The sequence below is a fragment of the Kribbella sp. HUAS MG21 genome (genome assembly GCF_040254265.1).
Taxonomy (GTDB): domain Bacteria; phylum Actinomycetota; class Actinomycetes; order Propionibacteriales; family Kribbellaceae; genus Kribbella.
In genome coordinates, this window is the sequence record NZ_CP158165.1 from 4630679 (window position 1) to 4642632 (window position 11954).

General features: G+C 71.2%; 12 protein-coding genes. 11 read left to right on the plus strand and 1 reads right to left on the minus strand.

Annotated elements, in window-relative coordinates:
- Positions 1-548 precede the first annotated feature (548 nt).
- From ABN611_RS22765 to ABN611_RS22775, 3 genes are read left to right on the plus strand one after another with little or no spacing between them, the layout of a single operon-like run.
- Entirely contained in the window at positions 549-1088 is a 540-nt protein-coding gene (locus ABN611_RS22765; protein WP_350274236.1) for a hypothetical protein, read from the plus strand.
- Positions 1085-2014 (plus strand): hypothetical protein, encoded by a 930-nt coding sequence (locus tag ABN611_RS22770; RefSeq protein ID WP_350274237.1) that lies wholly within the window; start codon positions 1085-1087, stop codon positions 2012-2014. The genes ABN611_RS22765 and ABN611_RS22770 overlap by 4 nt, the downstream gene beginning before the upstream one ends.
- Before the next feature lie 45 nt (positions 2015-2059).
- The gene (locus ABN611_RS22775) at positions 2060-2875 is read left to right on the plus strand and encodes a CHAD domain-containing protein (protein WP_350274238.1); all 816 of its coding nucleotides are present in this window, start codon (positions 2060-2062) and stop codon (positions 2873-2875) included.
- A gap of 1 nt (position 2876) precedes the next feature.
- Here the strand turns inward: ABN611_RS22775 and ABN611_RS22780 are convergent, their stop codons facing one another.
- Complete coding sequence (locus tag ABN611_RS22780) at positions 2877-4022, minus strand: DUF1015 domain-containing protein (protein ID WP_350274239.1); 1146 nt, start codon at positions 4020-4022, stop codon at positions 2877-2879.
- A gap of 24 nt (positions 4023-4046) precedes the next feature.
- Here ABN611_RS22780 and ABN611_RS22785 point away from each other — a divergent pair, with 24 nt between their 5' ends.
- The 8 genes from ABN611_RS22785 (at position 4047) to ABN611_RS22820 (ending at position 11953) form a co-directional block, all read left to right on the plus strand.
- Positions 4047-5153, plus strand: a complete 1107-nt coding sequence (locus tag ABN611_RS22785; RefSeq protein WP_350274240.1) for an HAD-IIA family hydrolase — start codon at positions 4047-4049, stop codon at positions 5151-5153.
- A 65-nt stretch (positions 5154-5218) separates the two neighbouring features.
- Positions 5219-5758 (plus strand): polyhydroxyalkanoate synthesis protein PhaF, encoded by a 540-nt coding sequence (locus ABN611_RS22790; protein WP_350274241.1) that lies wholly within the window; start codon positions 5219-5221, stop codon positions 5756-5758.
- A gap of 1 nt (position 5759) precedes the next feature.
- Positions 5760-6170 carry a hypothetical protein gene (locus tag ABN611_RS22795; RefSeq protein ID WP_350274242.1) on the plus strand — a complete coding sequence of 137 codons (411 nt, stop codon included), beginning with the start codon at positions 5760-5762 and terminating at the stop codon, positions 6168-6170.
- A 24-nt stretch (positions 6171-6194) separates the two neighbouring features.
- Positions 6195-7010: a TlyA family RNA methyltransferase gene (locus ABN611_RS22800; protein WP_350274243.1), complete on the plus strand. Its 816-nt coding sequence runs from the start codon at positions 6195-6197 to the stop codon at positions 7008-7010.
- 12 nt (positions 7011-7022) lie between these two features.
- Positions 7023-8000 (plus strand): NAD kinase, encoded by a 978-nt coding sequence (locus tag ABN611_RS22805; RefSeq protein WP_350274244.1) that lies wholly within the window; start codon positions 7023-7025, stop codon positions 7998-8000.
- Positions 8000-9730 carry a DNA repair protein RecN gene (gene recN, locus ABN611_RS22810; RefSeq protein ID WP_350274245.1) on the plus strand — a complete coding sequence of 577 codons (1731 nt, stop codon included), beginning with the start codon at positions 8000-8002 and terminating at the stop codon, positions 9728-9730. Before ABN611_RS22805 ends, recN begins: the two co-directional genes overlap by 1 nt.
- A 97-nt stretch (positions 9731-9827) precedes the next feature.
- On the plus strand, positions 9828-11009 hold the full coding sequence (gene steA, locus ABN611_RS22815; RefSeq protein WP_350274246.1) for a putative cytokinetic ring protein SteA: 1182 nt from the start codon (positions 9828-9830) through the stop codon (positions 11007-11009).
- Positions 11006-11953, plus strand: coding sequence for a copper transporter (locus ABN611_RS22820; protein WP_350274247.1), 948 nt, complete (start codon positions 11006-11008; stop codon positions 11951-11953). Before steA ends, ABN611_RS22820 begins: the two co-directional genes overlap by 4 nt.
- The last annotated feature ends 1 nt before the right edge of the window (position 11954 follow it).

Genomic DNA, 11954 nt, shown 5'->3' on the forward strand with positions numbered 1-11954 from the left:
GGGTTCGGGTCGGTCCGGGGCCGGCGGTTCGGGGGGCGGTCGGGGCGGTTCCGGTGGGTGGTCGCAGTCGAGTGGCGGCGGAGCTGGACGGGGTGGGTCCGGTTCGTCCTGGGCCGGCTCGGGTGGTTCGGGGGCCGGTGGTGGGCGCGGTGGTTCTGCGGGCCGGTCTGGTGGAGCACCGGGGCGTTCCGGTGGAGCGCCCGGCCGTTCTGGTGGAGCTCCCGGCCGTTCCGGTGGAGCTCCCGGGCGGTCTGGTGGGGGTTCGGGGCCGTCCGGTGCGGGTGCTGCGCGGCGTGGTGGGTTTGCTGGGGGGCGGGCCGGGGGTGCTGGGCGTTCTGGTGGTTCGTCGTACGGCGATCAGGGGGCTGAGAATCGGCGCGGGTTTGCGGGGTCTCGGGGGGATGACAAGGCTCGGCGGGATCCGTTCGGTGGGCAGATGTCGGGGCGGGACGAGCGGGCCGGTGGCGGTGGTCGGGATGAGCGGCGTGGTTCCGGGCGGGGGCCTGGGGCTGGGCGTGGCGTAGCCGGGTCCCGGCGGGACGACCGTGGTGGATACCGCCGTGATGAGCGCGGTGGTGACGAGCGTGGGTACCGCCGCGAGGAGCGCGGCGGGGACGAGCGTGGGTACCGCCGTGATGAGCGCGGCGACCAGCGCGGTGGGTATCGGCGTGATGAGCGTGGGGGTGCCGGCGGCGGTTATCGGCGTGATGACCGGGCTGGTGACGACCGTGGTGGGTTCCGGCGGGATGAGCGGGCTGGGGCTGGGCGTGGGGATCGGCGGGATGAGCGGGCCGATGAGCGTGGGTTCCGGGCGGATGCGCGGGGGCGTGGGGCTGGTCGGGCTGGTGGGCCTGGGCGGGGAGAGCGTGGGGCGTTTCGGCGGGATGAGCGGGGTGGGGACGCTCGTGGGCGTGCCGGTGCTGGGGATGCGCGCGGGCGTGCTGGGGGGCGGGACGATCGGCGTGGGACGCGGGATGACCGCCGCGGTGGGTTCCGGCGGGAGGAACGTGAGGAGAAGGTCGGGCCGCGGCGCGACGATCCGAAGATTCCGGAGGGGATCACGGGTGCCGAGCTCGATCGTGGGGTGAAGGCTGAGCTGCGGTCGTTGCCGCGGACGTTGGCGGACCTGGTTGCGCAGCACCTGGTGGCGTCGGGGCGGTTCCTCGACGACGATCCGGAGCTGGCGTACCAGCACGCGCGGACCGCGCGGCGGCTGGCGGCGCGGCTCGGTGGAGTGCGCGAGGCTGTCGCGATCACGGCGTACCTGGCTGAGCACTACGACGAGGCGCTGACCGAGTTCCGGGCGGTACGGCGGATGACGGGCAACCACGAGGTGCTCGCGATGATGGCCGACTGCGAGCGGGCGCTCGGGCGGCCGGACAAGGCGCTGGCGCTGACGAAGGACAAGCACGTCCACGACCTGTCGGAGCCGACGCAGATCGAGCTGCTGATCGTGGCGGCGGGTGCGCGGCGCGACATGGGGCAGACTGCGGCGGCGATCCAGATGCTCGAGGTGCCGGAGCTGACGAAGCGGACGCGGGCGGAGTGGCTGCCGCGGCTGCGGTACGCGTACGCCGATGCGCTCGCGGAGGCTGGGCGGACGGACGACGCGCTGGTGTGGTTCCACCGGGCGGCCGGCGTCGACGGTGACGGGCTGACCGGTGCGGCTGAGCGTGCGGCCGAGTTGGAGGGGCTCGAGTTCACCGACCTCGACGAGGACGAGTCCGTCTTAGAGGACGACTACTTCGAGGACGAGTACGCCGACGAGCCCGCTGCGGACGACGCCGACGTGGATGGCGCAGGTGAGGCTGAGGGGGCGGCTGACGTTCAGGACGCGGTCGCGGGCGACGCAGTGGGTGACGAGGCCGTTGAGGCCGCGGACGGTGCGGCGGACGGCGGCGGGGCTGACGTGGACGCGGACGCCGGCGGTGCAGGAGACGGCGGAAGTGCTGACGGAGCGGAGAATGCTGACGGTCCCGACGGTGCTGGAGAGCGTAAGGGTGGTGGGGAGTAGAGCGTGAGGCCGGAACTGGTGGGGGCGGATCCTGTTGGGGATCTGGTGGCTGCTGCGTTGGTCAAGGGGACGCGGCGGCTGGAGAAGGCTGTCGGGATGGTGGCGAACGGCGAGGACGACGCCATCCACCAGGTGCGGGTGTCCTGCCGGCGGTTGCGGAGTGACCTGAAGTTGTTCCGGAAGCTGCTGGCGGGAGACTGGGCCAACGGGCTGCGGGCGGACCTGCAGGCGCTGGCTCAGGCCTGTGGGGAAGCGCGGGACCTCGAGGTGATCGCGGCGCTCGTCAAAGAGCACACCTCCAGCGAGGACGACGAGGAGCACGTCGACACGATCCTCACCACCCTCACCCTCGATCTCGACCGCGCGGCGGCCCGCTCCGCCGAGGTGGTGCTGGGCGAGTCGACCACGGACCTCCTCACCACGCTCGAGGCGATCGCCACCGCCCCCGACCTCAAACCCAAGGCGAGCAAGCCCTGCAGCGAGGTCCTGCCCCAGCTGCTGCAGTCGGCCACCGCCCAGTTCGAGCAGGACGCGAACAAGCTCAAGCCCTGGACCCCGGACGACGACTGGCACGAGGTACGCCTGCTGGCCAAGCGCGTCCGGTACGCCGCCGACACCACAGCCGCCGTACTGGGTGAAGAAGCGAAAGCCACAGCCGCCCACGCAGCGACGTACCAGGAGCTCCTAGGCCGGCACCAGGACCACTGCGCCGCGGCAGACGCGCTCCAGAACATGGCCCTGCACGCAGCCGCAGAGGACGACCCGGAGTTGTCCTTCACCCTCGGACGCCTCACCGAGCGCCACCGGGCAGCTCGCAAGCCCTTGCGCGAGCAGTTCCTCAGCCTGTACCACCGCCCCTGAGTCAGAGCGTCCGGAACAGCAACCCCACCCGCGGCTTAGGCCCGAACGACGTCGCCTTCTGCGGCAGTACGACGCCCTGCGCCGCAGAACGCAGTACCTGGTCCATATGAGGCGCTGTGAGCTCCACAGCGACCTGCTGAGGGCCAGCCAGCGCCAGTGCGTCCGCAAGCGTGTGGTGGAAGCTCAGCTGCTCCTCATCCACCCCCCACGCCGGCAGCAGCACCTCATGCAGCAGCGTGACCGTAGGCGCGTCCCCGGAAGCGTGGAGCGTCAGCCACGAGGAGCCGTCCGTCACCGAGACGCGCTCCGGCTCGCTCTCCACTCGACCGTCCTGCACCTGCCAGCCAGCAGGCGTCCGCTGCCGCACCGTCTCCAGGTCCAGACCGGGTACGACGCGGTGAATCGGGTCCAGCGTCAACGGGTGTCGTACGTAGTCCACCAGCATCGCCAGCCCGACCTCAGCACCCGTCCGGTACGGCTCCCGCAGTTGCCGTTCCAGGTACGCCGCATACCGGTGGTGCCCGTCCGCGATCACCGCCTCGTGCTTCGCCAGCTCCGCCTCGACGGCTGCCAGCGTTGCCGCGTCCTCGATCCGCCAGATGCGGTGCTCGGCGCCGTTGTAGGTCTCCGCCTCCACCCACGGCTCACCAGACCGCGCCGCGTCCACGGCGTCGCTGGCCACGCCACCATCCGCATACGCCAGCAGAATCGGCTCAAGGTCGGCGTCGGTCGCTTCCATCAGCCGCAGCCGGTCGTCGACCCAGTGCGGCATCACATCCTCGTGCGGCAGCACCACCCGACGCGTCGGGTCCAGCCGCAGTGAGCCGACCAGCCCGCACAGTACGGCGTTCCCGAGGCGCTGCTCGTACACGTACAGTGCGGGCCGCTCGTCCTGCACCACCACGCCCGCGCGCTGCCACGCGGCCAGCCGCTCGGCCGGTTCGTCGTACCGGGCCGGGCCGAGGTCCGGATCGCGTGGAAGGATGAGCCTCACCATGTTGTGCAGATCAGAGTCAGTCAGCCGCCGGACGATGGCGGGTTCCAGCACGTCGTACGGCGGCGACGTGACCGCGCCCAGCGCACTCACCTTGCCCGCCACGAACCGCCAGGCCCGCAAGGGATCGAGTCTCAGCACCGCATCCGGCATGCGCGGAATCGTACGGGGTGAAAGATGAGCAAGGAACGCACCGCACCCGTACCGCTGTCCGCGTGTGACGAACCGCTCGCGAGCCGGTACGACGTGGCGCTGCTGGACCTCGACGGGGTCGTGTACGTCGGGCCGGACCCGGTCCCGGACGCGCCGGAGTACCTGCGCAAAGCGGCCAAGGACGGGATGCGGATCGGGTACATCACGAACAACGCGAGCCGGCCGGCGCGGATCGTTGCCGAGCACCTCGCGTCGTTCGGGCTGGACGTGATCGCCGACGACGTCGTGACGTCCGCGCAGGCCGCGGCGAAACTCGTCGCGAGCGAGTTCGCGAAGGGCTCGCCGGTGCTCGTGGTCGGCGGTGAAGGGCTGGTCGCCGCGCTCGAGGAGTACGGGCTGACGCCGGTCCGGAGCAGCGACGCGCACCCGGTCGCGGTCGTCCAGGGCTTCCACCCGGACGTGAACTGGGTGATGCTCGCCGACGGCGCGCACGCGATCAACGAGGGCGCGAAGTGGTTCGCGACCAACCTCGACCTGACCATCCCGACCGCCGCCGGCAAGGCGCCCGGGAACGGCACGCTGGTCCAGGCGGTCCGGGCCGCCGTCGACGTCGACCCGGTCGTCGCCGGGAAGCCCGAGCCGCCGCTGCTGGAGACCAGCATCGAGCGGCTGGAAGCCAAGCGCCCGTTGATGATCGGCGACCGTCTCGACTCCGACATCGAGGGCGCGAACGCGGTCGGCATCGCGAGCCTGTGGGTCGCGACCGGCGTCCACGACGCGTACGACCTGGCCCGGGCGCCGAAGAACCAGCGCCCGACGTATGTCGCCGCGGGACTCGGCGCCCTGGTGGAGAAGCAGCCCGGCGTGACCGTCGACGGCGGCAAGCACACCTGCGAGGGCTGGACCGCCGAGGTCGTGGACAACGCGGTGGCGGTCAAGGGCGAGGGTTCGCCGTACGACGGCCTGCGCGCGATCCTGTCCGCGGTCTGGGCCGCGGTCGACGCGCCCGCCGAGCCGCCGAAACCCGCGAAGGCCACGAGCCGCGGCCGTCGTCCGCGCCCGAAGCCCGCCCCGACGGCGGACTCGATCGCCCTCGACGCCGCCCTGCACCGGATCGGCCTCGACAAGTAGGTGGCGCGGGTGGCGTCGCGGCGGGGAGGCGCTACCGTTGCTGGGGACGACGCTAGGAGGCAGACATGGTGATGGACGCGCTGCGCGGCTACGTACAACTGGCGAACGGCCTGACCGAGGTCACCAGGCAGAAGGCCCAGGCGGCGGCGAAGGCACTGCTACAGCAGACCGGGGCGGACTCGCTGACGACCAGGGTGAGCGACCTGGCCGACGAGATCGTTGCCACCAGCAAGAGCAACCGCCAGCTGCTGCAGGCGATCGTGTCGAACGAGGTCGAGGGCGCGGTCGCGCGGCTCGGTTTCGCGCGCTCCGAGGAGGTCGCCGGGCTCACCCGCCGGGTGAAGGCGCTGGAGACCGAGCTCGCCGAGGCCCGCGCCGCGGCGGCCGCACCGGTGGCGCCCGAGCCCCAGACCGGGACCGAGGAGGTCGTCGAGGCCGGTGTGGTCCAGGAGGACGCGCCGACGCCCGCCGCGAAGGTCGCCGCCCACCAGGCCGCGGTCAAGAAGGCCGTGCCGAAGAAGGCGCCGGCCAAGAAAGCCGCGACCAAGACTGCGAACAAAGCAGTGAAGAAGGCACCCGCGAAGAAGACCGCGAAGAAGGCCTGAGATGACCGAGCATCCCGGCGAGCAGTTCCCGCCCGACGTCGACCCGGACGTCGAGCCCGGCTTCGATCCGTACCAGTCGGAGGAGACGCCCGCCCAGCCCGACTACGACACCGAACCCGGTTCCCAGGACCCCGCGGAGGACCTGGCCGGCGAGGAACACCACGAGCACGTCGATCCGGCCGCAGTCGAGTTCGGGCCGGAGTTCGCCCGCGAGCCCGGCGCGGAGCACGAGCACTCCTACGAGGCCGGCTCCGCCGACGGCGGGCACCCGCTGGTCGACGAGACCATGGCGCGTCTCGACGAGCTGCGGGACCGGCCCGTCAGCGAGCACGGCGAGGTGTACGCCGACCTGCACGAGCGGCTGCAGAGCGCGCTGGTCGAGGCCGACGCCGAGCAGGGCGACCGGGGCTGACCGGCACCTGATGGACATGCCCTAGTGGCCAAGGGAGTCAAGCGGTCCCGACTCGACGCCGAGCTGGTACGCCGTGGTCTCGCGCGGTCCCGGGAGCACGCGAGTGAGCTGATCGCCGCGGGCAAGGTGAAGGTCTCCGGCACCGTGGCCGGCAAGCCCGCGACCGGGGTCGGAGCCGACGCGCCGATCGTCGTCGACACCTCCGACCACGAGGACCCCGGCTACGCGAGCCGCGGTGCGTACAAGCTGCTCGGCGCGCTCGAGGCGTTCCCGGACGTCCAGGTGACAGGACGCCGTACGCTCGACGCCGGTGCGTCCACCGGCGGCTTCACCGATGTACTACTGCGCAACGGGGCGGCGAACGTGATCGCCGTCGATGTCGGGTACGGCCAGCTGGTGTGGTCGTTGCAGACCGACGACCGCGTCACGGTGATGGACCGCACGAACGTGCGCACGCTGACGCTCGAGGACATCGGCGGCGAGCCGGTCGACCTGGTCGTCAGCGACCTGAGCTTCATCAGCCTCACGCTCGTGCTGCCCGCGCTGCTCGGCGTGGTGAAACCGGACGGCGAACTGATGCTGATGGTGAAGCCGCAGTTCGAGGTCGGCAAGGAGCGGCTCGGCAAGGGCGGGGTCGTCCGGGACCCGGAGCTGCGGGCCGACGCCGTCCGGACAGTCGCCGCCAAGGCGCAGGAGCTCGGGTGGGGGATCGCGGGTGTCGCGGCCAGCCCGTTGCCTGGTCCGTCAGGAAATGTCGAATACTTCCTGTGGATACGGCGGGAAGCGCCGGTTCTCGATGAGACGATGCTGCAAACCGCCATCGAGCGCGGACCGCAGTGAAGGGAGCAGGCGTTGACTGAGCGCGAGCCGCGGCGCGTGCTGCTGGTGACGCACACCGGCCGCGAGGAGGCCGTCGAGGTCGCCCGCGACGCGCACCGGCTGCTGACCGGCGCCGGGCTGCAGGTCCGGCTGCTCGGCGGTGAGGCCGACGAGCTCAAGCTCGACCCGGCCGAGATCGTCGACGACCCGGAGAAGGCGGCGAACGACGTCGAGCTGATCATGGTGCTCGGCGGCGACGGCTCGATCCTGCGCGGCGCCGAGCTCGCCCGCCCGCACGGTACGCCGGTGCTCGGGGTGAACCTGGGCCACGTCGGGTTCCTCGCCGAGGCCGAGGTCGACGACCTGGAGCGGATCGTCCAGGTCGTGGTCGACCGCAGCTACACGGTCGAGGAGCGGATGACGCTGGCCGTCGACGTCCGGCTGGACGACGACCTGATCTTCGAGACCTGGGCGCTGAACGAGGCCAGTGTGGAGAAGGCGGCCCGGGAGAAGATGCTCGAGGTGCTGGTCGAGGTCGACGAGCGGCCGCTGTCGCGCTGGGGCTGCGACGGTGTCGTGGTCGCCACCCCGACCGGGAGTACGGCGTACGCCTTCTCGGCCGGCGGGCCGATCGTGTGGCCGGAGGTCGAGGCGATCCTGATGGTGCCGCTGAGCGCGCACGCGCTGTTCTCGCGGCCGATCGTGGTCGCGCCGACGTCGCGGCTGTCGATCGAGCTGGTCCCGTCCTGGCACGGGCGCGGCGTGCTGTGGTGCGACGGCCGGCGGATGGTCGAGGTGCCGCCCGGCGCCGAGATCCAGGTCCGGCGCGGCAAGACGCCGGTCCGGCTGGCGCGGGCGCACGAGGCGCCGTTCACCGACCGGCTGGTGGCGAAGTTCGACCTCCCGGTGCTCGGCTGGCGCGGCGCCGCCGAGCGCAAACGCAACGGCAGCAACGGCAGCACCAACAGCACCAACCGCAGCAACGGCAGCGACGGTCAACAGGAGAACTGATGCTTTCGGAGATCCGCATCACCGGGCTGGGCGTGATCGAGGACGCGACGCTGGACCTCGACCCGGGGTTCACCGCCGTGACCGGCGAGACCGGGGCCGGCAAGACGATGGTCGTGACCGGCGTGAACATGCTGCTCGGCGGCCGCGCCGACAGCGGCCTGGTGCGGCACGGGACGCGCCGCGCGCGGGTCGAGGGCCGGGCGAGCGCCGTACCGCGGGCCATCGTGCAGCAGGCCGAGGACCGCGGCGGCGAGCTGGACGACGACGAGCTGCTGATCGCGCGCGAGCTGTCGTCGGAGGGCCGTTCGCGGGCGTTCCTCGGCGGTGCATCGGTGCCGGTTTCCGTGCTGGGCGAGGTGTCGGGCGACCTGGTCGCGATCCACGGCCAGGCGGACCAGTGGCGCCTGCTGCAGCCCGCCCGGCAACGCGAGACCCTCGACACCTTCGCCGGCAAGCCCGTCCTGGTGCCGTTGCAGGAGTACGCCGCGGCATACAAGCGGCACCGCGAGGTCGAGGCGGAGCTGACCGAGCTGACCACCCGCGAGCGCGACCGGCTGGCGGAGGCGGACCTGCTGCGCTTCGGGCTGGACGAGGTCGCGAAGGCGGAGCCGCTGCCCGGGGAGGACACCGAGCTGGCGGCCGAGGAGGAGCGCCTGGCGTACGCCGACGGTCTGCGTACTGCGGCCACGACAGCGGCGGGTGCCCTGGCGTCGGAGGACCTCGACTCCACCCGGCCGAACGACGTACTCGGCCTGCTGGCGTTGACGAAACAGGTCCTGGACGGCGAGCGCGAGCACGACCCCAAGCTGGCCGAGCTCGCCGACCGCGCGGGCGAGTTGGGGTACCTCGCGGCGGATCTCGCGCAGGAGTTGTCGTCGTACGCCGCCGATGTCGACACCGATCCGGCGCGGCTGGCCGTGGTCAGCGAACGCCGCGCGCTGCTCACCAACCTGGTGCGCAAGTACGGCGGCGAGCAGGGCACCGTCGACGAGGTCATCGAATGGACGAAGCGGTCGGCCGAGCGGCTCGCCGAACTCGACGGCAGCGACGAGCGCGTCGAGCAGTTGACGGCCGAGCGTGAAGAGCTGGAGGCGAAGCTCGACGAGCTCGGGCGGCAGATGCGGGAGGCGCGGATCGAGGCGGCCGCGCGGCTCGGCGTCGCGGTGTCCGAGGAGCTGACCGGGCTGGCGATGCCGCACGCGAAGTTGTCGGTCGAGGTGCATGAGACCACGGCCGGACCGTTCGGCATCGACGAGGTCGAGTTCTGCTTCGCGGCGAACCCGGGCAGCCCGGCCCGCCCGTTGCAGAAGGCCGCGTCCGGCGGCGAGCTGTCCCGCGTGATGCTCGCGCTCGAGGTCATCCTGTCCGACACGCATCCCGTGCCCACGCTGGTGTTCGACGAGATCGACGCCGGCATCGGCGGCCGGGCCGCGGTCGAGGTCGGCAAGCGGCTGGCGCGGCTCGCCGAGAAGGCACAGGTGATCGTGGTGACGCACCTGCCGCAGGTCGCCGCGTTCGCGGACCGTCATGCCGTCGTGCTGAAGAGCGACGACGGGTCCGTCACGACGAGCGGCCTGGTCGCTCTGGACGACGACGCCCGGTTGAAGGAACTGTCGCGGATGATGGCCGGCCTGGAGAACTCCGACGCCGCGCAGGCGCATGCCGAGGAGCTGCTCGCACTGGCCGCGGAACGCCGCAAACCACGGAAGAAGTCTCGTTCCAAAGGATGATTTGACGCACAGTCACCGTTAATTCGGTGCGTGAACAAGTGCCGGGCCGGGGAAATGAACCGGCAGAGGGCTCTTGACATGGCAGGATGAGGGTGCGATGAAACTGCCCAGCCTGCGGAGAGCACGTCCCACTGAACTGCCCGGCATCACCGGCGTGGTCCGGCTGGATCGGCGTACCAAGAATCTCACCAAACGCCTGAAACCCGGCGAGATCGCGGTCATCGACCACGTCGACCTGGACCGGGTGAGCGCCGAGGCGCTCGTCGACTGCAAGGTCTCGGCGGTGGTGAACGTCGCCGACTCGATCAGCGGCCGGTACCCGAACCTCGGCCCGGAGATCCTGGTCGAGGCCGGCATCCCGCTGGTCGACGGGGTCGGCCGCGAGGTGTTCTCGATCCTGCACGAGGGCGAGCGGGTCCGGCTCGACGAGGGCACGCTGTACCGCGGCCACGAGGTGGTCGCGAAGGGTCTGTCCCAGGACAGCAACACGGTCGCGGAGCTGATGGACGACGCCCGCGCGGGGCTGTCGACGCAGCTCGAGGCGTTCACCGCGAACACGCTCGAGTACCTGCGCCGCGAGAAGGACCTGCTGCTCGACGGCGTCGGCGTACCGGAGATCCACACGCCGATGGAGGGCAAGCACGTCCTGATCGTCGTCCGCGGGTACGACTACCGCGACGACCTGGTCGCGCTGAAGTCGTACATCCGCGAGTACCGGCCGGTGCTGATCGGGGTGGACGGCGGCGCCGACGCGCTGGTCGAGAACGGGTACGTCCCGGACCTGATCGTCGGCGACATGGACTCGGTCAAGGACGAGACGCTGAAGAGCGGCGCCGAGGTGGTCGTGCACGCGTACCGCGACGGCCGCGCGCCCGGCTCCGAACGGCTGGAGCGGCTCGGCGTCGAGTCGATCGAGTTCCCGGCCACCGGCACCAGCGAGGACGTCGCGATGCTGCTGGCCGACTCCAAGGGCGCCTCGCTGATCGTCGCGGTCGGCACCCACAACTCGCTGGTGGAGTTCCTCGACAAGGGGCGCTCCGGGATGGCGAGCACGTTCATCACCCGGTTGCGGGTCGGTGCCAAGCTGGTGGACGCCAAGGGCGTCGGCCGGCTGTACCGCAGCCGGGTCTCGACGTTCCAGGTGGTCGCGTTGATCGTGGCTGGCCTGTTCGCGGTCGGGATGGCGATGGTCGCCATCGGCGCCGACGACGTCGTCTGGTCGATCCTGCGGGCGCGCTGGAGCGACTTCGTCTACTGGATCCGGGAGCTGTTCACGTGATCGACTTTCGCTACCACATCGTCTCGATCGTGGCGATCTTCTTCGCCCTGGGCGCCGGTGTGGTGCTCGGCGCCGGTCCGCTGAAGGGCACCGGCAGCGAACTCGTCCAGAGCCAGGCCGAACGGGACCGGCAGCAGCTCGCCGACGCCCGCGCCGAACTGGTCCAGGTGAAGGCGCTCGACAAGTACCGCGACGACTACGTCGCCAAGGTCACCGCCGGGATGACCGACGGCAAGCTGTCCGGCAAGAAGGTCGCGATCGTCACGATGCCGAGCGCGGACAACGACCTGACCAACGGCGTCCAGGACGAGATCGAGAAGTCCGGCGGCGTGATCACCACCAAGGTCGCGCTGGACTCGAAGCTGTTCGACACCGGGCAGCGCCAGCTGGTCGAGTCGCTGGTGAACCAGCTCGTCACCGCGGACATCGACTTCCCGGCGGACAGTACGACGTACCAGCGGGCCGGCCTGCTGCTCGCCCGCGGGATCGCCGCCAAGGAAGAGGGCAAGACCGGCGACGCGGACTCGACGAAGGTGATCAGCGGGCTGACCGGCGCGAAGCTGATGTCGCTGAAGCCGTCGCAGATCAAGGACCGGGCGACGCTGGTCGTGGTGATCGCCGCGAAGCCGCCGACGCCGGCGCCGGAGGACTCGGCGTACACCGACAGCGTCGACTTCCTCGAGGGGCTGGACACCGGCAGCGGCGGCGTCGTGGTCGCCGGGACGCCGGACTCGGCCGGGGACGGCGGACTGATCAAGGCCTTGCGGAGTGACTCCGAGGCCACCAAGATCGTTTCCTCGGTGGACGTGGCCGACATCCCCGCCGGACAGGCGACGGTCGTCTTCTCGCTGGCGGAGCAGGCGGGCGGCAAGGCGGGGCAGTACGGCGCGATCAACGCGAAGAACGGCGTGGCGCCGTCGGCCGTACAGACGAAGGACAACTGAC

Excerpts from the sequence above, each read along its gene's own strand:
- ABN611_RS22785 (WP_350274240.1), top strand. The coding sequence starts at position 4,047 with ATGAGCAAGGAACGCACCGCACCCGTACCGCTGTCCGCGTGTGACGAA.
- ABN611_RS22795 (WP_350274242.1), top strand. The coding sequence starts at position 5,760 with ATGACCGAGCATCCCGGCGAGCAGTTCCCGCCCGACGTCGACCCGGAC.
- steA (WP_350274246.1), top strand. The coding sequence starts at position 9,828 with ATGAAACTGCCCAGCCTGCGGAGAGCACGTCCCACTGAACTGCCCGGC.
- ABN611_RS22790 (WP_350274241.1), top strand. The coding sequence starts at position 5,219 with ATGGTGATGGACGCGCTGCGCGGCTACGTACAACTGGCGAACGGCCTG.
- recN (WP_350274245.1), top strand. The coding sequence starts at position 8,000 with ATGCTTTCGGAGATCCGCATCACCGGGCTGGGCGTGATCGAGGACGCG.
- ABN611_RS22780 (WP_350274239.1), bottom strand. The coding sequence starts at position 4,022 with ATGCCGGATGCGGTGCTGAGACTCGATCCCTTGCGGGCCTGGCGGTTC.